Source organism: Petralouisia muris (assembly GCF_004793545.1).
Lineage (GTDB): Bacteria > Bacillota > Clostridia > Lachnospirales > Lachnospiraceae > Petralouisia > Petralouisia muris.
Window position 1 is genome coordinate 110,475 of sequence record NZ_SRYA01000006.1, and the last position, 22,855, is coordinate 133,329.

Here is a 22,855-nt window from a genome sequence, read left to right on the forward strand (position 1 = left end):
GGAAAACCATGTCTGAGAAAAGAATGTCCAGAAGGAAAATGGAGAAAAAAATCCGGGCAATCGAGGAAGAAGGCTGCAAATACAATCAAATCAAAAAGCCTACAAATGTGCTGTTCAACATATTTCTGGCAGTGCTGTCTTTGATTTGCGTCATTCCTTTTATATTTGTCATTATTATATCCATTACTGACGAAGAATCTCTGACTATGAACGGGTACCGGTTTATACCGGAAAAGTTAAGCCTGTACGCCTATGAATATATTATAAGCGCAGGTGAAAATATTTTGAAAAGCTACGGGGTGACCATTCTTGTGACGGTGCTTGGCACATTAATTGGACTGCTTCTGACAGGCACATACGCCTATACGCTTTCCAGAAAAAATTATGCCTACCGGAAATTTTTCACCACGGTGATTACCATTCCCATGCTGTTCAGCGGCGGTATGATTGCAAATTACCTGATTGTCACAAAGGTGATGATGCTGAAAGACACCATATGGGCGCTGATATTGCCCCTTTGCCTGAATTCTTTTAATATTATTGTACTGCGGACGTTTTTTAAGACCAGCATCCCGGACGCCGTTGTGGAATCGGCAAAAATTGACGGGGCGTCAGAATGGCGGCTGTTTTTCCAGATCGTCATTCCCATGGCGCTTCCGGGGCTTGCCACCATTGGGCTGTTTTTAACCCTGGGTTATTGGAACGACTGGTTTAACGCCATGATGTACATGGACAACAAAGATATGATTCCGCTGCAATATCTGCTGATCCAGATAGAAAGCTCCATTGACTGGCTGGCGAACAACAAGGCCACCATGGGAGTGGACGGCATTGCGGTTGCGGCAAATATGCCGAAAGAGACTATTAAAATGGCAATTGTAGTAATATCCACGTTACCGATTATTTTTGCCTATCCGTTTTTCCAGAGATATTTTGTAAATGGATTGACGGTTGGGGCAGTGAAGGAGTAAGATTGAAAAGGAGGAGAAATCATGAAATTAAAAAAATTTGCGTCACTTGGCCTTGCAGTTGTTATGGCAGCGGGACTTCTTACCGGCTGCGGCGACAAAAAGGAAACGAATGCGAATGGAGAAGAAGTAGTAGAACTGACCTGGTGGCAGATTGGAGACGCCCAGAAAGATCAGGATAAGGTATTGGAAAAAGTCAACGAATACACGCAGGAAAAAATAGGCGTAAAGCTGAGAATCAACACCGCCGGATGGGGCGATTATAACCAGAAAATGCAGGTGGTAGTCAACACCGGAGACGATTGGGATCTGTGCTTTACCTGCTCTTGGGCAAATAATTATTTCCAGAATGCTGACAAGGGCGCATTCCTTGCCCTTGATGATTATATCAAAGATACGGAAATGTACAAAAATATTGACAGCCGGTTCTGGGAAGCGGCGAAGGTTCAGGGCAAAACCTACGGCGTTCCCAGCGAAAAGGAAATCGGCAGTATGCCCATGTGGGTATTTACCAAAGAATATGTCGATAAATACAACGTTCCCGTAGATGAAATCCACAGCCTGGAGGATTTGGAGCCATGGCTGAAGGTGATTCACGAAAATGAACCGGATGTAGTGCCCATGTATTTAACCAGCAGTTACTCCGCACCCACTTATATGGATTTAATCCAGAACCCGGTGGGCATTGAGTATGGAGATGAAACCCTTACCGTCAAAAATGTTTTTGAAACAGAAAAAATGAAGTCCACCCTGGATACGATGCGGAAATACTATCTGGCAGGCTATATCAACAAGGATGCAGCCACAGCTTCCGATGACAAATCCATCAAGCGTTTTGTGACAAAAGGCGACGGCCAGCCATATGCAGAACTGGTATGGGGCAAGGATTTGGGATATGAAGTGGTGGCAACGCCTATTATGGACACTTATGTGACAAATATTTCTGCCAGAGGCGCGCTGACAGCCATCAACGCCCAGACCAAACACCCGGAGAAAGCAGTAGAGCTTTTGAATCTGATCAATACCGATGAGTATCTCAGAAACCTTTTGAACTACGGCATAGAAGGGGAGCATTGGGACAAAGTGGAGGTTCCGGAAGATGAGGCGAAAGCAGCGGAAGGCAAGCCATATGTATATGAAAACAAAATTAAACTGAACGAAGAAACCAGAAAGAATTATTCTGTTTCCTACTGGGTGCAGGGCGGTTTATTCAACACCTATGTACTGGAGAATGAGCCTGTAGACAAATGGGCGACTTTTAAAGAATTTAATGATTCCTCTGTGGAGGCTCCCTCCTTTGGATTCGATTTCGACTTAAATCCGGTCAGCACAGAGGTGGCAGGATTTGGAAATGTTATGGATGAATTTGGAAAATCATTATTTACAGGCAGCGTGGATCCAGAAGAATATCTGCCTAAGCTGCAGGAAAAATTGGAAGCCACCGGAATTGACAAAGTAATTGCAGAAATGCAGAAACAGATAGACGAATGGAAAGCAAGTAAATAGCAAAAAGTGAAAAGGCAGCCCGCGCCATTTGAGCAGAATCATTGCCGGTTCTGCGCAAGTTTGGAATGGAAGGGCTGTCTTTCCCGGAAAGAGGCAGGCCATGAAAAAAGTGTTGGAAGTGTGTGTGGATTCTGTGGAGTCTGCGGTAATTGCAAAAGAAGCGGGAGCTGACCGTTTGGAGGTTTGCGCCAATCTTCTGATTGGCGGAACTACCCCTGGGGTAAGCCAGTTTCAGCAAATCCGAGAAAAATGCGGCATTGCCCTGAATGTGCTGATCCGTCCGAGATTCGGGGATTTCCTGTATACGGACGCAGAATTTCTGATGCTGGAAGAGGACATCAGAATGTTTCGGAAACTGGGCGCCGATGGAGTTGTGGTGGGATGCCTGAATTCCGACGGCAGTTTGGATCTGGAGCGGATGGAGAAGCTTAGGGCATGCGCAGGCCCTCTTTCTTTGACGCTGCACCGTGCCTTTGATGTCTGCAGGGATCCCTATCAGGCATTGGAAGAGGCAGTTTCTCTGGGTGTTACAACCATTCTCACTTCCGGCCAGGCGCCAGACTGCAGGAAAGGAAAAGAAGTCCTGGAAAAACTCATTGCCAAGGCCGGGGAGCGGATAGAGATTCTTGTGGGCGGCGGAGTAAACGGCGAAGTTATCCATCAGATGGCAGAAGAGATCCACGCTTTTTCCTTTCATATGTCTGGAAAGAAAACCTTAGACAGCGGCATGGCCTACCGAAAAGAAGGGGTGAACATGGGACTTCCCGGGCTTAGCGAATTCAGCGTGTTCCGTACGGACAAAGAAGAGATTTCCAAAGCCAGGAAAGCGCTGGATGCAATTTGAGTATGCGGGAAATGTAAGGCAGAGAGGCGAAGAGCAGAAACAGAATCTCTATAATCATAGACAGAAGAAGGGACAGGGCAGAGATGTTTTCAGAGAAATTGCAGAATTATGCACAACAAAAATATGACAGCCGGATCAAGTGGATGGCCCACAGGCAGAAGGTTATTTCTGAAAGGGAAGCGCAGAATCACAGCATCCGGCCCCCATGGATGAAACATTTGCTGGAGGAAATTCAAAGGAAGCTTGAATCCTGTACATGGGAAGAACAGATCCTCATGAAGTTTTTTTATGGGACTATGCCCCTGAGAGATTTGGCAGAATATGAGTTTGAAGTATTTCTGGATTTCGTTCGGCATGGGATTCTGTTATATCAAACTGTGGAATGGTGCAGAAGACTGCCGGAAGAAATATTTTTAAATGATGTGCTGTATTACCGGATTAACTCAGAAAATATCGAAGCTTGCCGTCCTTTCTTTTATGGAAAGCTGAAAGGAAGGATACAGGCAAAGACTCTGGAAGAGGCTGTTTTGGAAATCAATTACTGGTGTGCAAAACAGGCGTCCTATGAGGCTTCCGATCTTCGGACAATTTCTCCTATGGGCATGTATCGGGCAGGGGCGGGAAGATGCGGGGAGGAATCTACCTTCGCAGTAACCGCATTCCGCAGTGTGGGAATTCCGGCCAGGCAGGTTTATGCGCCCTGGTGGGCTCATTGCGATGACAACCACGCATGGGTGGAGGTTTATGTGAATCAAACCTGGCATTTTCTGGGAGCCTGCGAACCGGAAGAAAGGCTGGACAAAGGCTGGTTTGTCAATGCTTCCTCCAGGGCTTTGATGGTTCATGCCAGGAATTTTTCAGATTTCGGCAGCGCTTTTTCTGTTTCGGAACATTCTGGAACCGGTGAAGACGCATACAATGGGGAATGGTTTCAGGAGGGGGAGCTGCCCTGTTATCAAAACGTTACCATGCGGTATGCAAAAACCCGGGAACTTCAAATCACGGTGCTGGAATCAGACGGCAGCCCGGCAGAGCATGCCTGGGTGTCTGTTGAGGTTTTAAATGGCGCACAGTACCAAAGCATTGCGGCGCTAGAGACAGATGAGGAAGGAAAAGCCGCTTTGCGCATAGGGCTTGGCACCGTCCATTTGTGGGTTGTGAAAGAAGGAAGAGCCGGGGAAGCCCTTCTTAATGTAGAAACATGCTCCCAGGCGCGTGTGGAAATTGGCGTCTGCAGAATGGAGCGTCCCTGTGCAGAGCCTGGGCCGTCTGGACAGTGTTCTGCACAAGGGGATACGGCAATTCCCCAATGGTCTGACATAGATTTCCATGCTCCAAAGGAAAACCTTCCGGAGTCAGGGAATGGCATAGGGAAGACGGAACATTTCGGTTTAAAGGAAACAACTCTTCCGTCTTCAGATGCACTGACGGGGTCAAGGGCAATAAACCGGGATCGGATTCGCAGGGCGGCAATGCTGCGGACAGAGCGGATCGAAGGCTATTATCAGGAAGAACTTGCAGAAAAATATCCTGGGGAGCAAGAAATTCTGCGGCTTGCAGCGGGAAATTTCAGCCAGTTATACCAATTTCTGGAGCAGGATGCAAACCCTGACCGCAAATGGCTGTTACATAGTTTAAGCCCAAAGGATTATAAAGACGCCAGGGCGGATATTCTGGAAGAGCATTTGCAGTATGCTTCTGTTTACCGCAGTGTGTGGATGGAGGAAGAAGCGGAAAATAGCAGAGCGGCTCTGTCAGATGAAGCTTTGCAGTGTGATGCAGGATATCAGAAAAAACTGGGAGACAGGGAGATTTATATGAAATACATTCTCTGCCCGCGGATCTTTTTTGAGGAACTGACCTGCTACCGGAAAGAACTATCAGCTTATTTCAGCGAAGAAGAGAAAGAACTGTTTCGTAAGAATCCGAAAGGGATCTGGGATTATATCAAGTCTCATATAAAATATGAAGAGCGTATGGACTACCGTACTATTTATTCCACTCCGGTAAGCGTCTTAAAGCTTCAGTCCGGAACTCCTGTGAGCCAGAAGATTCTGTGTACGGCCATCTGCCGCACCCTGGGAATTCCGGCGCGGATCAGCCAGCCAGAACAGGAGGTGGAAATATACAAAAACGGCAGTTTTGTAAAGCTGACAGGAACGGCCCCAGAACCTTGCGGGAAGAATCCCGTATCCCAGGCAATGCTTACCTTAAAGCGGGAAAAGGAAGAAGAATGGAACTACTCTCAGAACTGGACCATTGCCCGGTTTGGACAGGGGCAATTTACAACCCTGGATTATCAGGACGTGGAATTTGAAGGCATGGAACTGAAGCTGGAATTAGAGCCTGGATATTACCGGATATTGACGGCAACCCGCCTGCCAAACGGGAACCAGTTGGCGGCGGAATGCAGAATCTTCCTGAACAAAGGCCAAAATTTGGAATTACCCCTCAAGATGCGTACAGGACGTCTGGAGGAACTGCTGATGTGCAGCCACTTTAAAGATTTTGGAGTTCTGGCGGATGGAAAACGGATGCCTGTTTCCGCATGGATGAAAGGAGACGTTCATATTCTGGCATTTTTGGAACCCGGCGAAGAGCCCACCGAACATGTGTTAAATGAAATTCTTCAGCAGCAAGAAAGTTTCCGGCGGATGGGAGTTAATATTTGTTTTCTGCTGCGGGAGGGAAATGTGAGAAAAACTGCCGCTTGGGACAAAACAATCGCGGCTCTCCCAAAGGCACGCATATTCCAGGCTTCTTTTGAAGATGTTGTGGAACCGCTGGCCCGGAGCATGTACACAGATCCGGAAAAGCTTCCGCTTCTGGTTATTGTAAACCCGGGATTGCAGGGCGTTTATGCGTGCAGCGGCTATCGGGTCGGAAGTGTGAAGCTGATGCTGGAACTGCTGAAAGTAAACCGGAGCCGTTGGCAGGAGCTGTAAAATAATCATTTTATAAAAAGGTGGAATTTATTTATGGTGAAGAAAAAATATTTGCTCAGCCAGGTTGGAAACATGCAGCAGCTGATGTATGCCCGTCCTCTGACCTATGAGGAAGGAAGAGCCAGAGGATTGAAAGCATATCAGGTAAAAAACGGCCCACTGGAATTTACCGTGATGGCGGATAAATGCATGGATATTGCAGAGGCGTCCTTTTGCGGACATAATATCAGTTTTTTGTCAAAGCCGGGGCTGATGGGCCGGAACCAATTTGACGCCAATGGAGCAGAAGCCCAGCGCAGCATTATGGGCGGGCTGCTGTTTACCTGCGGCCTGGAAAATATCTGTGCCCCCTGCCGCATAGAGGGCAAAGATTATCCGATGCACGGCAGGATACGCACGACGCCGGCAGAGCATACAGGGGCGGATGTCTTCTGGCAGGATGGAGATTACCGTGTAACCCTGACCGGAGAAATGCGGGAAGCAGAGCTTTTTGGAGAGAATCTTGTGCTCCAGAGAACAATTACCACAGTATACGGAGAAAACAAGATTTGCATTGAGGACAGGATTTCCAATGAAGGATTTTGTCCAGAGCCTATGATGCTTTTATATCATATGAATGTAGGATATCCATTTTTATGTGAAGCATCCCAGATTATCCTGCCTACCAGAAGCGTACAGCCCAGGGATGAAATCTCAGCGTCCCATACCAGTGATTACAGCAGGATGGAGCCGCCGAAGGATAACGAGCCGGAATATGTATTTCTCCATGAAATGGCAGCAGATCCTCAGGGGAATACCTTTGCGGCAGTCCTCAATGAAGCGCTTGGGATTGGCCTGAAAATAGAATATAACCGAAAAGAACTGCCTTATTTCATGCAGTGGAAATCCACAGCCTCCGGAGATTATGTGGTGGGTTTAGAGCCTGCCAACTCCAGTGTGTATGGAAGGCCATATCATATCAGGGAACACAGTCTGCACATGATAGAACCTTTTGCCACCGAGAAGAAACATCTTACACTGACTTTTTTGACAGGCGGGCAGTTCGAGCAGGTGAAAGAAGAAGCCGAAAAATTAATAGGAGAAAAGGAGAAAGAAAATGAAGCGTTCAAAAATTAATGCAGAAATCAAACATATGGAAGAAATCATTCAGGCCCGCGGATTTGAAATTCCGCCTTTTTGCAAATGGACAGCAAAAGACTGGGAGACAAAAGGAGCGGAATACGATGAAATCCGGGACAATATGCTGGGATGGGACATTACAGATTACGGCCTTGGAAAATTTGACGAGATAGGATTTTCCCTGATTACCATCCGAAACGGCAACCTGAAAATGGAGAAATACACCAAAACTTATGCAGAAAAACTCCTTCTGGTAAAAGAGGGGCAGATGGCTCCCATGCATTTCCACTGGAACAAAATGGAGGATATTATCAACCGAGGAGGCGGCAATGTGCTGATTACTGTGTATAATTCCACCGAGGAGGGAGAATTTGCCGACACAGATGTAACGGTAAACTGTGACGGCAGAGAATTTACAGTTCCGGCAGGCACAAAAGTAAAGCTTACGCCTGGGGAAAGCATCACCATATATCCTTATATGTATCATGATTTCCACGTGGAAGAAGGAAGCGGCGACGTGCTTTTAGGGGAAGTGTCCATGTGCAACGATGACGAAAATGATAACCGGTTCTATGAACCCATCGGACGTTTTCCGGAGATTGAAGAGGATGAAGATCCATACCGCCTGCTGTGCAACGAGTATCCGTCCGGTATTGTGACAGACAAAGGAGAATGAAATTGATACAACAGAGACTGAATGAAAACTGGCAGATGCATTGTCCGCATGAGCCTGCCCAGCCGGCGGTTGTCCCGGGGACTGTTTACACGGATTTGCTGCGCAATGGGAACATGGAAGATCCGTTTTGGAAAGACAATGAAATCCATGCGCTTCCTCTGATGGAAAAAGATTATGAATATGAGACATGTTTCGATGCAGAACAAGAGCTTCTGGCAAGTGACAAAATACTGCTGCGTTTTGATGGACTGGATACGATTGCAGACATTTATCTTAACCAGACACACGTTGGAAATGCATATAATATGCATCGGATCTGGGAATACGATGTGACCAATATCCTGAAGGAAACCAGAAATATATTGAAGGTTGTGTTTCACTCCCCTTTGAAATATATCCGGGAGGCGTTTGCAAAATGCCGGACTTTGGGTTCGGAAGACGCCATGGACGGTTTTGTACATATCCGGAAAGCCCACTGTATGTTTGGATGGGACTGGGGCGCCCATCTGCCGGATGCAGGGATTTTCCGTCAGGCGTCTCTGCTTGGAATTACAAGCGCAAGGCTTCACAGTGTTTATATCCGTCAGGAGCATAAAGAAGAAGTGACGTTATTTTTTGATGTGCAGACAGAGCGGGTATTCTCCAAAGGCAGGAAGAAGAATGCAGAAAACAGCATGGTTTCCAAAAAAAACAAGTTTCATCTGGATGAAAATGGGGACATGGAAAGAGATTCTGCTCAAGATAGTTTCCATTATGTGGTGGAGATCACTGCGCCGGATGGCACAAAATGGACATACGATGACTCTCCAAAGGAAATTCATATCAAAAATCCTCAGCTTTGGTGGCCCAATGGGTATGGAAGCCAGCCTCTTTACAAAGTCAGAGTTGCCCTTTATGCAGACGGAGTCATTGTTGACATTTGGGAACGGAGCATCGGCCTTCGCACCCTGACAATGAAAACAGAGAAGGATGAGTGGGGTTCTGGTTTTGCCCATGAGATCAATGGAATTCAAATATTTGCAATGGGTGCGGACTATATTCCAGAAGACCATCTGCTTGGGCGGGTAACTCCAGAGCGTACCAGGAAGCTGCTGGAACAGTGCGCGGCGGCCAATTACAATGCCATCCGGGTGTGGGGCGGAGGCTGCTATCCCGAAGACTGGTTCTATGATATCTGTGATGAGCTGGGCTTGATTGTCTGGCAGGATTTTATGTTTGCCTGCGCAGTCTACGAGCTGACGCCGGAGTTTAAGGAGAATATTCGCCAGGAATTTATTGATAATGTAAAACGTCTCCGCCATCATCCCTCTCTGGGGCTGTGGTGCGGCAATAATGAGATGGAAATGTTTGTGGAAGAAGGCCATCACTGGGTCACGAAAAAGACAGAGGTGCGGGACTACATACTGATGTATGAGCAGCTGATCCCGGAAGTGTTGGAAACCTATGATCCCCAGACCTTTTACTGGCCTGCAAGCCCTTCCTCCGGCGGAGCTTTTGATGAGCCTAACAGTCCGGACCGGGGCGATGTGCATTATTGGAGCGTGTGGCATGGAAACCGGCCTTTTTCCGAATACCGGAAATACTTTTTCCGCTATGCGTCAGAATTTGGCTTCCAATCCCTGCCCGCCAAGAAAACCCTGGAAACCATCACTGATGATCCCAGGGATATGAACCTGTTTTCCTATGTGATGGAGAAGCACCAGAGACAGTACGGGGCAAATGGAAAAATTATGAATTATCTCCAGCAGATGTATCTTTACCCGTCGGATTTTGACACGTTAATTTACGCATCCCAGCTGCTGCAGGCAGACGCCATCCGATATGGCGTGGAGCATTTTCGAAGAAACCGGGGCCGCTGTATGGGCGCCATTGTCTGGCAGCTGAATGACTGCTGGCCGGTGATTTCCTGGTCCTCCATTGATTATTGTGGCCGTTGGAAAGCATTGCATTATGCGGAAAAACGTTTTTTTGCGCCTCTTTTGGTTTCCTGTCAGGAAGAGGGCATGATGACGCAGGAGGCCGATATGAACCGGGAGCATTTTACATTTGAAACCTCTATCCGGCTGAATGCTGCAAATGAGACCAGGGCCGATCAGCAGGTGGAGATTTTCTGGGAGGTCCGGAATGCAAAAGCAGAGATACTAAGAAACGGGGGAACCAGACAGGTGCATATTCCGGCCCTTACCAGCGTCTGGCTTGAAAAAGTGATGCTGACAAATCTGGATGTGTTTTCGGAATATGTAAGCTATGGGATGAAACAGGATGGAACCGTGATCTCCGAAGGAACCGTGATTTTCTCTTATCCGAAATATTTCCGTTATGAGAATCCTCATCTTTCTTACCATCTGGAAGGAGATGAAATCCTTGTGTCAGCAGCGGCATATGCAAAAGGCGTGGAAATTCAGAATGAACAGGAAGATTTCATTCTTTCGGATAATTATTTTGATATGAACGGGGGAGAGAAGCGGGTGAAAATCATTTCCGGAGAGGCGAAGGGAGTCCGGCTCAGAAGCGTGTATGACATCCGGTAAAAATATTATATATTTGAATGCAGAAGTGTTTATTTTTAGAAGAACGCTTCTGCGTTTTTCTGTGTTTTGAAATACAGATTGTCCGCAGCAGAGGGGAAAAATCTGGGTAAGAAGTGAGCGGGAGACAGGCAATATCGGCGATAATCTCTGAAAAATCGATTGTATCTTATCATTTATCATGGTATAATTTTCTAAATGATAGTTATGTTAAGTAAGTTTATGTTGAAAAGGAGAATGCAAAATTGAGAAAACGAATTTTTTCGGCCGCTTTAGCGCTGTGTTTATTCATTTCTTCCCAGTCATCGGCGTATGCGTGGCAGGAAGAATCCTTGTGGAAAGAGGATAACTATACGGAAGCATCCACATCCAAACTGACCGCTCGTGATGCGGAAATCCCTACGCCAACGGAAGTCTATGAGGCCATGATTGCCTTGAAAGAGCAGGAGGAGTATAAGGAGGGAACGGTATGGACCAACGATACGCCTTATTCAGGCACAGGATATCGCTGGCATGGCGGAACCATTGATGGAGCTAATATCAGTGCGGTGGGCTGCGTAGCCTTCGCTTTTATACTCAGCGATGCTGCGTTTGGCAGTCTGCCAAACAGGATGTATGGGGCAGGTGAGTTCAAATTCGAAGATATAAAAGCCGGAGATATCCTGCGGGTAAGCAATGACGCTCATACGGTGATTGTGCTTGAGGTGAGCGATGCAGGCGTGGTTGTCGCCGAAGGAAACATCAGCACGGGAGACCACCAGGGTAAGGTTCATTGGGGGCGGGCAATCTCTAAGGAAGAGGTGATGAGCAATACCAGCCATTATATCACCCGTTATCCGGAAGGCTATTCGCCGGATGATCCAACTGCCAACGATCCAATGGGAGATGATAGCCAGGGTTCTGTCGGAGGGCTTAACTGGAAGCTGACGAAGGCGGGCACGCTGACTGTCTCCGGCTCAGGGGCTATGCCGGATTTTAGCAGTGCTGATGAACAGCCATGGAGCAAATACAGCGGCCGAATCCGGAAGGTTGTAATGGAGGATGGCGTTACCAGTATCGGTTCTTGCGCTTTTTTTAACTGCGGGGTTCTCAGTGCGGAGATTCCCTCCAGCGTGACAACTATAGGCAGCAACGCTTTTTACGGTTCTTCCATTATTTCCGCAGCCATTCCCTCCAGTGTGAAGAATATTGGTGACAGCGCTTTCCGTGAATGTCAGAATCTTAGTTCGGTGACTATCTCCGAAGGAGTGGAAACCATCGGAGAAAATGCTTTCCGAGCTTGCAAAAGCCTGACAGCAATCACTTTGCCTGCCAGCATCGGAACGGTGGGCGCCGCAGCATTTTTTCAGTGCCAGGCAATGACAAGGGCGTCATTTGTTCCCGGCAGTAAGAAGGTAACCTTGGGGGACAATCTGTTTACGCAATGTTATTATCTGGTGAGTGTAACGCTGCCCCAAAGTATAGACCGTATTAGTGAGGGAATGTTTCAGAATTGCCTGATGCTTGCCGAAGTGGAGATTCCCCAGGGTGCGGAAAGTATTGGCGGATCAGCCTTCGCTTCCTCCGGATTGACCACTCTTGTAATTCCGGACAGCGTAACGTCAATTGGGATAGCCGCATTTTCAGATTGTCCTTTGAAAGATATATACTTTACCGGTACGGAAGAGCAGTGGACCAGTGTACAGAAAATAGGGGATACAGCGTCAGCGGTGTTACAGGCGACGGTGCATTGTGATTATGTCCACGCGAATATTTCTGAAGCGAGCGTGACGTTGAGCCAGCTCAGCTACAGGTATGACGGAACCGCCAAGACCCCGTCTGTAACTGTAAAACTGGGTGACGCAACCTTAGTTTTGGATACCGATTATACTGTTTCATACAGCAAGAATAAGGAAGTGGGAACAGCTGACGTAACAGTTACAGGCAAAGGCAAGTATACAGGAAGCAAGACCGTTAATTTTACAATCATCCCGGCAGAGGAAGATGAGGGAAAAACTGATATTTCCGCAGCTGAGGTAACCTTGGAAAAAACCAGCTATACCTATGACGGAACCGCAAAGACCCCTTCTGTAACCGTGGAGCTGAATGGCAAAACATTGGTTATGAATACCGATTATACCGTTTCTTACAGTGACAATATCAAAGTGGGAACAGCGAAGGTAACGATTACAGGCAAGGGAAGCTATATCGGCAGCAGGACAGTCAGCTTTACGATTGCAGAAGCAGCAGCTCAGAGTCCCAAGGTATCCATTATCTGTAACAAAACTGTGTATGAAGTTGCATACGGCACAAAGCCATTCAAGATCAATGCATCCTCCAACGGCAGGATGGCCTTTACAAGTTCCAAGCCAAAGATTGCCGCTGTGAATAAGGATACCGGACTGGTAACCATCAAAAATACCGGGATTTCTGTCATAACCATCAAAGCCGGGGAAGCGTCTAAGAAGGTGACGGTGAAGGTAAGCCCGAAGAAGCAGACGGTGAAGTCAGCCAAGACAGTAAAGGGCAAAAAACTGACTGTGAAATGGGCAAAGGATAAGATGGCGTCAGGATATCAGGTTCAAATAAGCACGGATAAGAAATTTAAGAAAAGCGTAAAATCTAAAAATTTGACAAAAACTTCTTTCACCTTCACAAAGCTGAAAACAGGCAAGAAGTATTATGTAAGATTGCGCAGCTACAAGAAATCTGGCAAAGAAACCTTGTATGGAACATGGAGTAAAGTCAAATTGAGCAGCAAGATTAAGAAATAAAAACGCAGATGTATGAAACTTCAGGCAGGATGACATATTTTTATTCTATCGCAAATCGCTCCTAACGGACATCCTGAAACAAATGGCTACCCACAATATATACTGTAATTTTTAGCATTGCAGCAATATATTGTGGGTAGCCGTTCATTTTCCAATAGCTTCTTATTTGTTTGCGCTGGAAGCGTTCGGTATGGCAATCCAAGCGGCGAAAGTTCTGTCAGTTCATCAGCAAATCCATTAGATACCCATAAACCTCTTCATTCTGCCTTTTCCAATTGGAGCAGATTGCTTCTGCCTGTTCTTTTGCATGGACTGCAATCGTTAAGTCAATCAGGGAACGATCATTGTCTTTAATTTGGCAGCGTACGGCATATCCCTGAGAGGTGGTTTTGTAGTAGTCTGCAATGACAGAGATTTCCTGTTTTAAGGTAAGTTTATTTTCCTCAATATAGGACAGCACATCAGATTTGATGGCGGCAGATATTTTGTCTGGAAAATAAGAAAGCGTTTCCTTCCCGGCAGGCATGATGTAATAGCAGGTATTGTTGTGGGTGGATTCCGTACGGATTAGTTCAGCGTCCACTAATTCGCTGATGGCCTGCTGAATGGAAAAGTAAGTGGTGTATTCTTTTTCCAGCACAAAATTGGAAATTTGGGTGTTAGTCAGTGGGAAATCCACGTGATCTAACATGTATAATACAATTAATTTATATTGCGTCAGGGCTTCCGCCATCTGTTTCACTCCTTACATCGGACGTTTTCTCCGGCGTTGTGCAGTCGTTTTTATAAGACGCTGTACCGGTGATGTCGTCTGGAATATAATATTTTCCCTGCCAGGTATCCCGGTCTTTCAGGGTTTTTTGAATCTGGTTTAAAACACTTCTTTTTGCGCTGCTCCAAAGGGGAGCCAGCAATAATCCTTTTGGCCCGTCTCCAGTGAGTCGGTGGATGGTAATGGTTTCCGGCAGGATTTCCAGACAGTCGCCGATTAGCTGGCAGTATTCCTCCTGGGACAAAAGCGGAAACGGCGCTTTTTGGTATAAGGCGCCCAGATCCGTATCGGATAACACATGGAGCAACTGCAGTTTAATGCCGAAAACATTCAGGCGGCCCACATGGGAAACGGTTTTTAGCATTTGCTTTTTGGTTTCCCCCGGCAATCCGAGGATCACATGAACGATTACAGATATGTTCCGGCTGGTAAGCTGCGTTACTGCATGGTGAAAGCATTCCAGCGTAAATCCACTGCGGATGAAACGGCTGGTTTCGGGATGGATCGTCTGCAGTCCCAATTCAATCCAGACAGGCTTGCACTGGTTTAATTCCTCCAGAAGAGAGAGGACTTCTTTGGAAAGGCAGTCCGGCCTGGTGGCGATGGAAAGAATTACTACATCTGGATCTGAGATGGCATCCCAAAATAGCTTCTGCAGGATCTCAACGGGGGCATAGGTATTCGTGTACGCCTGGAAATAAGCGATAAATTTCCGGCAGTTCCGTTTCTGCTGGATCTGCTTCTTGGCAACACATAGCTGCCGGGAAATTGGGAGATTGCCGGATTGGGCAAAATCACCGCTTCCTGCCAGGCTGCAGAAAATGCATCCTCGGGTGTCCAGGGCGCCGTCTCGGTTGGGGCAGGACATGCCGCCGTTTAGAGACAGGCGGTAGACCTTTTCTCCAAATGTCTGCTTCAGATAATAGTCCACGGAATAATATCGTTTGTCATTCCAAAACATTGGGCCTACCTGGAAATATGGGATTTTACCGCATGGCTTACTGCCTGCGCCACTCTTGGGTCAAAAGCTTCCGGCATAATGAAATCTTCATTGAGCTGTTCTTCTGATACAAGGCCGGCAATGGCTTCTGCGGCAGCCAGTTTCATTTCCTCTGTGATTTGGGAAGCCCTTCCTTCCAGCGCGCCTTTGAAAATTCCAGGAAAGGCTACCACATTGTTAATCTGGTTGGGAAAATCGCTGCGTCCGGTTCCTACAATTCTTGCTCCGGCAGCTTTTGCGATATCAGGCATAATTTCCGGAACAGGATTCGCCATGGCAAATAGAATGGCGTCCTTTTTCATAGAAGAAACCATTTCTGAAGTTACGATTCCGGGAGCAGAGACGCCTACAAAGATATCTGCGCCTTTTAAGGCGTCTGCCAGGGTTCCGGTCTGCTGTTCCAGATTGGTAAGTTCCGTCATTTTTTTCTGCATCCAGTTGAGACCCGGATAATTTTTGTGAAGAATTCCCTGACGGTCGCACATGGTAATCCGGGGAAATCCCCAGGTCAGCAGCAGGCGGGTAATGGCAATGCCCGCAGAGCCTGCGCCGTTTACAACTACCCGGCAGTTTTCTTTGGCTTTCCCGGTCACCTTTAATGCATTGATAATTCCGGCCAGAACCACAATGGCTGTGCCGTGCTGGTCATCGTGAAAAACCGGAATGGACAAGGCGTTTTTCAGCCTTTCCTCAATTTCAAAACAGCGGGGGGCGGAAATATCCTCCAGATTAATGCCGCCGAAGCCGGGAGCCATATAAGTAACGGCTTTGATAATTTCTTCTGTATCCTGGGTGTCCAGACAAATCGGCACGGCATTGACGCCTCCGAATTCTTTAAACAGGACGCATTTTCCTTCCATGACAGGCATAGCAGCGTAAGGGCCGATGTTTCCAAGTCCCAGCACAGCGCTACCGTCAGAAACAACGGCCACGGTGTTGGCTTTCATAGTGTATGCATAAGCAGCATCGGGATTTTCGGCAATCAGCTTGCATGGCTCTGCCACGCCCGGAGTATAGGCAATGGACAAATCTTCTCTGTTTTTGACAGGAGATTTGGAAGTAGTCTCAATTTTGCCGTTCCATTCTTTATGCAAAAAAATTGCTTTTTCACTGGTTGTCATGTTGAATCGCTCCTTTTTATAAAAATAATTACTTATTAATTTAATAATCGCTCTTTTAAGGATATCATGAAAAAAAATACAAATCAAGGAAAAAAGGACTTCCTATTTATAAAAAGATAGTGTATAATGAAATTCATTGAAATTTCTGTATATTATTTACTGCTGCCAGACAGAGAGCAGCAGAAATCATAGTCTGATCTGACAGAGATTCCCGATTATGGCAGTCAAAAGGAGAAAGAGATGAGAGAAAAGTATGAGAGTTTATCAGTAACTGTGTTAAAAGAAGTAGCAAAAGCGAGGGGATTAAGGCATCTTTCCGGTTTGAAGAAAAGTGAACTTGTGGAATTGATGCTTCAGGAGGACGAGAAATCTTCTGGAGAAGAAAAGGATGAGAAGCCGGAGGTGAAACGGGACCAGCCGGCAGAGAAGAGGAGAATACAGCCGGCGGGGAATAGGAAAGAAGAGAGGAAATCTCAGAGTTCAGAAGATAAAAGAGAAGAGAGGAAATCTCAGAATTCAGAGGATAAAAGAGAAGAGAGGAAATCTCAGAGTTCAGAAGATAAAAGAGAAGAGAGGAAATCCCAGAATTCAGAGGATAAAAGAGAAGAACAAAGGCTTCAGGCTGCAGAAGACAGAAGAGAAGAAAGAAGGATGCAGAATCCGGAGAGGAAGCCAAACCGGATTATTACCGCAGACGGCATTGAAATTGATAATCCGGAGTTGGACAGCGGAGTCAGTGCCCACGGGATTCTGGAGGTTATGCCGGATGGGTATGGATTTATCCGTTGTGAAAATTATCTTCCCGGGGACCATGATGTCTATGTATCTCCTTCCCAAATCCGTAAATTCGGTCTCAAAACCGGTGATATTATCCATGGAAATACAAGGGTAAAGACCCAGCAGGAGAAGTTCAGCGCCCTTTTGTACATTAAGAGCATTAACGGGAACCATCCTTCTGAGATATTGAAGCGTCCGAATTTTGAAGATTTGACCCCGATTTTCCCCAATGAAAGAATCCGTCTGGAAACAGACAGAACTGCGGTGGCTATGCGGATTATGGACATTGTCTCCCCTATTGGAAAAGGGCAGCGCGGTATGATTGTGTCTCAGCCTAAGGCGGGAAAGACCACGCTTTTGAAGCAGGTGGCAAAGGCGGTAACCCGAAATCATCCGGAGATGCACCTGATTATTCTGCTGATTGATGAACGCCCGGAGGAAGTGACAGATATCAAGGAGGCAATTGAAGGGAAGAATGTGGAGGTTATCTATTCTACCTTTGATGAACTTCCAGAACATCACAAGCGTGTCTCGGAGATGGTAATTGAACGGGCCAGGCGTCTGGTGGAGCATGGGAAAGATGTAATGATCCTTTTAGACAGCATTACCCGTTTGGCCAGGGCGTACAATCTGATTGTTCCCCCCAGTGGAAGAACCTTATCCGGCGGTATCGATCCGGCAGCGTTACATATGCCGAAGAGGTTCTTTGGGGCGGCCCGCAATATGCGGGAAGGCGGAAGCATTACGATTCTCGCCACTGCGCTGGTGGATACCGGAAGCCGTATGGATGACGTTATTTATGAGGAATTTAAGGGAACCGGCAATATGGAACTGATACTGGACCGCAAGCTTTCCGAGCGAAGAATATTCCCGGCAGTGGATATTACTGGTTCCGGAACCAGAAGGGAGGATCTGCTGCTGAACCGGGAAGAACAGGAAGCAGTGGAGGTTATGCGCCGTGCCATCAATGGGATGAAGACGGACGAAGCAGTGGAATCCATATTGAACCTGTTTGTGCGCACCAATAATAACAGGGAATTCTGCCAGATGGTAAAAAAGACAAAACTTTCCTAAAATTTCTCAAAAAAACTTGCATATATCGAAAAAGTATGCTATGCTAATAAAGCTGTTGTGTATACAGCATCAATTTGAAAAATCAGTTAACAAGAGTTAAAATACAGTGTGAAGAGGTGAAATCATGAGAGAAGGAATCCATCCAGATTATTATCAGGCAACTGTGACATGCAACTGCGGCAATACTTTCGTTACAGGATCAACGAAAAAGGATATTCACGTGGAAATCTGTTCCAAATGCCATCCGTTCTATACCGGACAGCAGAAGGCTGCTCAGGCTCGCGGACGTATTGATAAGTTCAATAAGAAATACGGCATAAATAATCAGTAAAATCGCTAGGATATGCAGCAAAGGGAGGATGTCTTTTTTTCTTGGACATCCTCTATTTTTCTTTTGAAAACAAGACAGTGCACTGATATGGCTTTGCAATCATTTAAGCGAACAGCAGATGCTGGCAGCAGAAGAACAGATGCAGCGCCGTAACGTGAGTGAAAGGAGAGGAAAAATTGGCATACTCTGGAATTGGCGGACAGGCTGTCATAGAAGGCGTAATGATGAAAAATGCAGAAAGCTATGCTGTGGCAGTCCGTAAGCCGGATCATGAAATAATTGTGGAAAAGAAAGAATACGGCGGAATCTGTAAGAACGAGAGAGTTCGGAATCTGATTTTTGTAAGAGGAATTATCAATTTTGTGGAATCCATGATACTTGGTATGTCCTGCTTAACCTTTTCCGCTTCCTTTTTTGAAGATGAGGAAGAGAAAGAGCATGAGCGGAATCAGAAGAAAGAAAAAGCAGAGATGGGAATAACAATCTGTTTCTCTCTTGTTCTGGCAGTGGCAATTTTTATGGTGTTTCCATTTTATATGTCTCTGCTGTTTCAAAGATTTGTGAATTCGGAGACGGTGGTGATTTTGATTGAAGGCATTCTCAGGCTTCTGATATTTTTAGCATATATTCTTTTAATTTCCAGAATGGAGGACATTAAGCGGGTATTCATGTATCATGGTGCAGAGCATAAATGCATTAATTGTATTGAGCATGGCATGGAACTGACGGTGGAAAATGTAAAGAAAAGTTCCAGGGAACACAAACGCTGCGGAACAAGTTTTTTATTTGTGGTTGTGATTATTACCATCATTGCCACGATGTTTATCCGTGTAGATTCCAGAATACTGCGGCTGGCGCTGCGCCTTGCCATTGTTCCTCTGGTTGCAGGGATTTCCTATGAATTTATCAGGCTGGCGGGCAGAAGTGAGAATCCTTTGGTGAATGCATTAAGCAGGCCTGGATTGTGGATGCAGAAATTAACGACAAAAGAGCCGGATGAAGAAATGATTGAAGTGGGAATTGCCTCTGTGGAAGCAGTTTTTGACTGGAAAGAGTTTGTAAAATCCATAAGGGAGAAAGAAAATGATGACATTTGAGGGGGCGCTGAATTACGGGAAGGATTTGCTGAAAGCAGCCGGGATTGCAGATTATCAATTAGATGCATGGTATTTAATGGAATACGTCTGTAAGCTGGATAAGAGTCAATATTATCTCCGGGGCCCAGAAGAAATAGAGGATGAAAAATTCCAGGAGTATGAGCTTTTGCTGAAAAAACGGGGGGAGCGGGTACCCCTGCAGTATATTACAGGAGTGCAGGAGTTTATGGGGCTGAATTTTAAGGTGGATTCCCATGTACTGATTCCCCGGCAGGACACGGAAACTCTGGTGGAAGAAGCTTTGAAGATTCTGGAATCCGGCATGGAAGTGCTGGATTTGTGCACCGGCTCCGGATGTATTATTATCAGTCTGATGAAATATGCCGGGAAAGAAATAAGGGGAACGGCCAGTGATATTTCCAAACAGGCCCTTTTGATTGCCAAGGAAAATGCAAAAGGCAATCAGGTGGAGGTGGAATGGGTGCGCAGCGATTTATTTCAGAATATTACAGGAACCTATGATATGATTGTATCCAATCCGCCTTATATTCCCACCGGGACAATTGGGGATTTGATGCCGGAAGTGAGGGATTTTGAACCGCTGGAAGCACTGGATGGTGCGGAAGACGGACTTATGTTTTATCGGAAAATTGTACAGCAGGGAAGAAAATTTTTGAAATCCAACGGGTATTTATATTTTGAAATCGGTTATGACCAGGGGGGAAGAGTTGCTTTTCTCATGGAAGAGTATGGCTTTCGGAATGTAAAGGTAATAAAGGATCTTGCAGGACATGACAGAGTTGTCTGCGGAAATTTGCCAGCGGTAAAGTAGAAGTGTTTTACCGGCAGGGAAGCCGTTGAGGGTGTCCGGGCAGTTTGTCCGCAGCAGAACAGACAGAGAGGAAGAGAGAAATGTTTGATAGATTAGAAGATATTCTTCTTCGTTTTGAAGAGATTATGAATCAGTTAAGTGAGCCGGATGTGGCAAATGATACCAATCGGTTCCGCAAGCTGATGAAGGAGCAGAGCGATCTTGCACCCATAGTGGAATCTTATAAGGAATATAAACAGGCAAAGCAGAATATTGAGGATTCTCTTGCTATGCTGGAAGAGGAAAGCGATGAGGAGATGCGGGAGCTTGCTAAGGAAGAACTGAATGATTCCAGGGCAAAGGTAGAAGAGCTGGAAAAGAAAATGAAAATCCTGCTGCTGCCCAAAGATCCTAATGATGATAAAAACGTCATTGTGGAAATCCGCGCCGGGGCAGGCGGAGATGAGGCTGCTTTATTTGCAGCGGAAATCTACCGGATGTATGTGCATTTTGCCGAAGGCCGCCGCTGGAAGGTGGAGACGATGGAATGCGAGGAAATCGGCATTGGAGGCATGAAAAATGTTACCTTCATGATTACCGGACAGGGAGCGTATTCTGTGATGAAATATGAATCCGGCGTACATCGGGTGCAGAGGGTGCCGGAAACAGAATCCGGCGGGCGGATTCACACATCTACCATAACCGTTGCAGTAATGCCGGAGGCAGAAGAGGTGGATGTAGTAATTGATGAAAAAGATATCCGTATTGATGTCATGCGTGCGTCTGGAAACGGCGGGCAGTGCGTCAATACTACTGATTCTGCGGTGCGTCTGACTCATTATCCCACCGGAATTGTAATTTACAGCCAGACAGAGAAGTCACAGCTTCAGAATAAGGATAAAGCTTTTGCGCTGCTTCGGGCAAAGCTTTATGATATTGAGTGTCAGAAGCAGCATGATGCAGAGGCGGAAGCCAGAAGGAGCCAGATTGGCACGGGGGACCGTTCTGAGAAAATCAGAACTTATAATTTTCCTCAGGGACGTGTGACAGATCACCGGATTAACCTGACACTGTATAAGCTGGATAAGGTAATGAATGGAGACATCCAGGAGATTGTGGATGCATGTATTGCAGCCGACCAGGCAGCAAAGCTGGCGAATATGGGCGAAAGTGCCTGAGAACCTTATTTTATCGGGGATTCGAAATATTTAGAATGGATGAGAATTGAATAAAAATGGGAAAAAGACGGTCACAGGCAGCTTGATTGACTGTCTTTTTTGCTTTCCCGGTTTATAGATGCACTGTCTGCCCCTGTTTGGGCGGTATGGATTATGTATAGCCCCTGTCGGAAAAAGCAGTGGTTCTTTTTTGTTGCGGGGGCATTGGGCGGTGTGATATACTTTTGATAATATAAAAAAATTGTATATAAACTTGTACACGTTCAAGATAAAATTATCAAGATTGATGAAATATAAAAGGGGCGAGAGGGATGGATATATTAATGATAGGGAATGGGTTTGATATAGAACATGGCTTGCCGACAACGTATGCAGATTTTCTCCAATTTGTTGAGAGTTTCAACCAAACATATATGATGGTGCAAATAAAACCCAATACAAAAAGTAAAATAGAAGACGAATATTTAAAATTTATATTTGAGAGTCCTGAGACGAATGCTGATGAAGCGTTACATGAGTATTTGAAGGATAATATTTGGATTGAACATTTTAAAAGAGCATATAATGAGCATTTGAAAAATAAAGAAAATTGGATTGATTTTGAGAGTGAAATTTCACAGATAATTCAGAATGTGGATGAATTATACCATGCGTATATGGAGAAAGATGGAGATTTTTATGAAGCAAAGATAAAGTGTTGTAAGGAAAAATTGCCAGGAAGTTTTTTGAATTATCTGTCACGTGAGCATGGAATTGGAAACCTTATTTCGATTATGATGAAAGATTTAAACAGGTTGATTGGGGCTTTAGAGATCTATATTTTTGATTACATAGACAACTGGGGAAGGATTGAATATTATAATCCTGATATAGACGCAATCCATCCAGATGCAATTCTTTCTTTTAATTATTCCGATACGTGGAAGAGGGTATATGAATATAACAGGGGGAATGTAAAATATAGTTTTATCCATGGAAAAGCACAAAGCATGCCATATATATTTAATATGGATAAGTGTATTGATAAAAATCAGATGGTACTTGGCATTGATGAGTATCTGCCTGAGGACAGAAGAAACAAAGAAGTGGAATTTATTGCGTTTAAAAAATATTACCAGCGCATTTATAAGAAAACAGGGAATGAGTATAAATCATGGCTTGCAGAAATTGATAAACAGAGGAAAGACGGAAGGAAACAAGAAAATAAACTATACATTTTCGGGCATTCTTTAGATGTGACAGATGGAGATATTTTAAAAGAGCTGATAGAACATGAAGGGATTGGGACAATCATATTTTACTTTATAGGAAATTGCGATTTTTGAGGAGAGAAAAAGAACAAGAGTTTACCGAAC

General features: G+C 45.6%; 17 protein-coding genes. 14 read left to right on the forward strand and 3 right to left on the reverse strand.

The window, feature by feature from the left end; genetic code table 11:
• The first annotated feature begins 8 nt into the window (after nucleotides 1-8).
• From E5329_RS04350 to E5329_RS04385, 8 genes are all read left to right on the forward strand, one after another.
• Complete coding sequence (locus E5329_RS04350; protein ID WP_330571955.1) at nucleotides 9-971, forward strand: carbohydrate ABC transporter permease; 963 nt, start codon at nucleotides 9-11, stop codon at nucleotides 969-971.
• Nucleotides 972-992: 21 nt separating this feature from the next.
• Complete coding sequence (locus E5329_RS04355) at nucleotides 993-2,474, forward strand: ABC transporter substrate-binding protein (RefSeq protein WP_135988376.1); 1,482 nt, start codon at nucleotides 993-995, stop codon at nucleotides 2,472-2,474.
• Nucleotides 2,475-2,574: 100 nt separating this feature from the next.
• Nucleotides 2,575-3,318: a copper homeostasis protein CutC gene (locus tag E5329_RS04360; protein ID WP_135988377.1), complete on the forward strand. Its 744-nt coding sequence runs from the start codon at nucleotides 2,575-2,577 to the stop codon at nucleotides 3,316-3,318.
• A gap of 83 nt (nucleotides 3,319-3,401) precedes the next feature.
• A complete protein-coding gene (locus E5329_RS04365) occupies nucleotides 3,402-6,263 on the forward strand; it encodes a transglutaminase-like domain-containing protein (protein ID WP_135988378.1) in 2,862 nt (953 codons plus the stop codon).
• A 33-nt stretch (nucleotides 6,264-6,296) separates the two neighbouring features.
• The gene (locus tag E5329_RS04370) at nucleotides 6,297-7,379 is read left to right on the forward strand and encodes an aldose 1-epimerase family protein (protein ID WP_135988379.1); all 1,083 of its coding nucleotides are present in this window, start codon (nucleotides 6,297-6,299) and stop codon (nucleotides 7,377-7,379) included.
• Nucleotides 7,360-8,058: a D-lyxose/D-mannose family sugar isomerase gene (locus E5329_RS04375; protein WP_135988380.1), complete on the forward strand. Its 699-nt coding sequence runs from the start codon at nucleotides 7,360-7,362 to the stop codon at nucleotides 8,056-8,058. Before E5329_RS04370 ends, E5329_RS04375 begins: the two co-directional genes overlap by 20 nt.
• On the forward strand, nucleotides 8,055-10,589 hold the full coding sequence (locus E5329_RS04380; RefSeq protein WP_275442987.1) for a beta-mannosidase: 2,535 nt from the start codon (nucleotides 8,055-8,057) through the stop codon (nucleotides 10,587-10,589). The genes E5329_RS04375 and E5329_RS04380 overlap by 4 nt, the downstream gene beginning before the upstream one ends.
• 242 nt (nucleotides 10,590-10,831) lie before the next feature.
• Nucleotides 10,832-13,339 (forward strand): leucine-rich repeat protein, encoded by a 2,508-nt coding sequence (locus E5329_RS04385; RefSeq protein WP_135988381.1) that lies wholly within the window; start codon nucleotides 10,832-10,834, stop codon nucleotides 13,337-13,339.
• Between the two features lie 217 nt (nucleotides 13,340-13,556).
• Here the strand turns inward: E5329_RS04385 and E5329_RS04390 are convergent, their stop codons facing one another.
• Genes E5329_RS04390 through E5329_RS04400 form a run of 3 tightly spaced genes read right to left on the reverse strand, consistent with a single transcriptional unit; the run spans nucleotide 13,557 to nucleotide 16,232 of the window.
• Nucleotides 13,557-14,072 (reverse strand): DUF4364 family protein, encoded by a 516-nt coding sequence (locus E5329_RS04390; protein ID WP_135988382.1) that lies wholly within the window; start codon nucleotides 14,070-14,072, stop codon nucleotides 13,557-13,559.
• Entirely contained in the window at nucleotides 14,047-15,072 is a 1,026-nt protein-coding gene (locus E5329_RS04395; RefSeq protein WP_135988383.1) for a TIGR01212 family radical SAM protein, read from the reverse strand. Before E5329_RS04395 ends, E5329_RS04390 begins: the two co-directional genes overlap by 26 nt.
• Nucleotides 15,073-15,077: 5 nt before the next feature.
• Complete coding sequence (locus E5329_RS04400) at nucleotides 15,078-16,232, reverse strand: NAD(P)-dependent malic enzyme (RefSeq protein WP_135988384.1); 1,155 nt, start codon at nucleotides 16,230-16,232, stop codon at nucleotides 15,078-15,080.
• Between the two features lie 240 nt (nucleotides 16,233-16,472).
• Here E5329_RS04400 and rho point away from each other — a divergent pair, with 240 nt between their 5' ends.
• The 6 genes from rho (at nucleotide 16,473) to E5329_RS04430 (ending at nucleotide 22,825) form a co-directional block, all read left to right on the forward strand.
• A complete protein-coding gene (gene rho / locus E5329_RS04405) occupies nucleotides 16,473-18,083 on the forward strand; it encodes a transcription termination factor Rho (RefSeq protein WP_135988385.1) in 1,611 nt (536 codons plus the stop codon).
• Between the two features lie 124 nt (nucleotides 18,084-18,207).
• Nucleotides 18,208-18,414: a 50S ribosomal protein L31 gene (gene rpmE / locus E5329_RS04410; protein WP_016286229.1), complete on the forward strand. Its 207-nt coding sequence runs from the start codon at nucleotides 18,208-18,210 to the stop codon at nucleotides 18,412-18,414.
• A 176-nt stretch (nucleotides 18,415-18,590) separates the two neighbouring features.
• Nucleotides 18,591-19,511, forward strand: a complete 921-nt coding sequence (locus E5329_RS04415) for a DUF1385 domain-containing protein (protein ID WP_135988386.1) — start codon at nucleotides 18,591-18,593, stop codon at nucleotides 19,509-19,511.
• A complete protein-coding gene (gene prmC / locus E5329_RS04420; protein WP_135988397.1) occupies nucleotides 19,501-20,343 on the forward strand; it encodes a peptide chain release factor N(5)-glutamine methyltransferase in 843 nt (280 codons plus the stop codon). The genes E5329_RS04415 and prmC overlap by 11 nt, the downstream gene beginning before the upstream one ends.
• 80 nt (nucleotides 20,344-20,423) lie before the next feature.
• Nucleotides 20,424-21,500 carry a peptide chain release factor 1 gene (prfA, locus tag E5329_RS04425; protein WP_135988387.1) on the forward strand — a complete coding sequence of 359 codons (1,077 nt, stop codon included), beginning with the start codon at nucleotides 20,424-20,426 and terminating at the stop codon, nucleotides 21,498-21,500.
• 311 nt (nucleotides 21,501-21,811) lie between these two features.
• Nucleotides 21,812-22,825, forward strand: a complete 1,014-nt coding sequence (locus tag E5329_RS04430; RefSeq protein ID WP_135988388.1) for an AbiH family protein — start codon at nucleotides 21,812-21,814, stop codon at nucleotides 22,823-22,825.
• The last annotated feature ends 30 nt before the right edge of the window (nucleotides 22,826-22,855 follow it).

Excerpts from the sequence above, each read along its gene's own strand:
- E5329_RS04350 (WP_330571955.1), top strand. The coding sequence starts at position 9 with ATGTCTGAGAAAAGAATGTCCAGAAGGAAAATGGAGAAAAAAATCCGG.
- E5329_RS04355 (WP_135988376.1), top strand. The coding sequence starts at position 993 with ATGAAATTAAAAAAATTTGCGTCACTTGGCCTTGCAGTTGTTATGGCA.
- E5329_RS04360 (WP_135988377.1), top strand. The coding sequence starts at position 2,575 with ATGAAAAAAGTGTTGGAAGTGTGTGTGGATTCTGTGGAGTCTGCGGTA.
- E5329_RS04365 (WP_135988378.1), top strand. The coding sequence starts at position 3,402 with ATGTTTTCAGAGAAATTGCAGAATTATGCACAACAAAAATATGACAGC.
- E5329_RS04370 (WP_135988379.1), top strand. The coding sequence starts at position 6,297 with ATGGTGAAGAAAAAATATTTGCTCAGCCAGGTTGGAAACATGCAGCAG.
- E5329_RS04375 (WP_135988380.1), top strand. The coding sequence starts at position 7,360 with ATGAAGCGTTCAAAAATTAATGCAGAAATCAAACATATGGAAGAAATC.
- E5329_RS04380 (WP_275442987.1), top strand. The coding sequence starts at position 8,055 with ATGAAATTGATACAACAGAGACTGAATGAAAACTGGCAGATGCATTGT.
- E5329_RS04390 (WP_135988382.1), bottom strand. The coding sequence starts at position 14,072 with ATGGCGGAAGCCCTGACGCAATATAAATTAATTGTATTATACATGTTA.
- E5329_RS04395 (WP_135988383.1), bottom strand. The coding sequence starts at position 15,072 with ATGTTTTGGAATGACAAACGATATTATTCCGTGGACTATTATCTGAAG.
- E5329_RS04400 (WP_135988384.1), bottom strand. The coding sequence starts at position 16,232 with ATGACAACCAGTGAAAAAGCAATTTTTTTGCATAAAGAATGGAACGGC.
- rho (WP_135988385.1), top strand. The coding sequence starts at position 16,473 with ATGAGAGAAAAGTATGAGAGTTTATCAGTAACTGTGTTAAAAGAAGTA.
- rpmE (WP_016286229.1), top strand. The coding sequence starts at position 18,208 with ATGAGAGAAGGAATCCATCCAGATTATTATCAGGCAACTGTGACATGC.
- prmC (WP_135988397.1), top strand. The coding sequence starts at position 19,501 with ATGACATTTGAGGGGGCGCTGAATTACGGGAAGGATTTGCTGAAAGCA.
- prfA (WP_135988387.1), top strand. The coding sequence starts at position 20,424 with ATGTTTGATAGATTAGAAGATATTCTTCTTCGTTTTGAAGAGATTATG.
- E5329_RS04430 (WP_135988388.1), top strand. The coding sequence starts at position 21,812 with ATGGATATATTAATGATAGGGAATGGGTTTGATATAGAACATGGCTTG.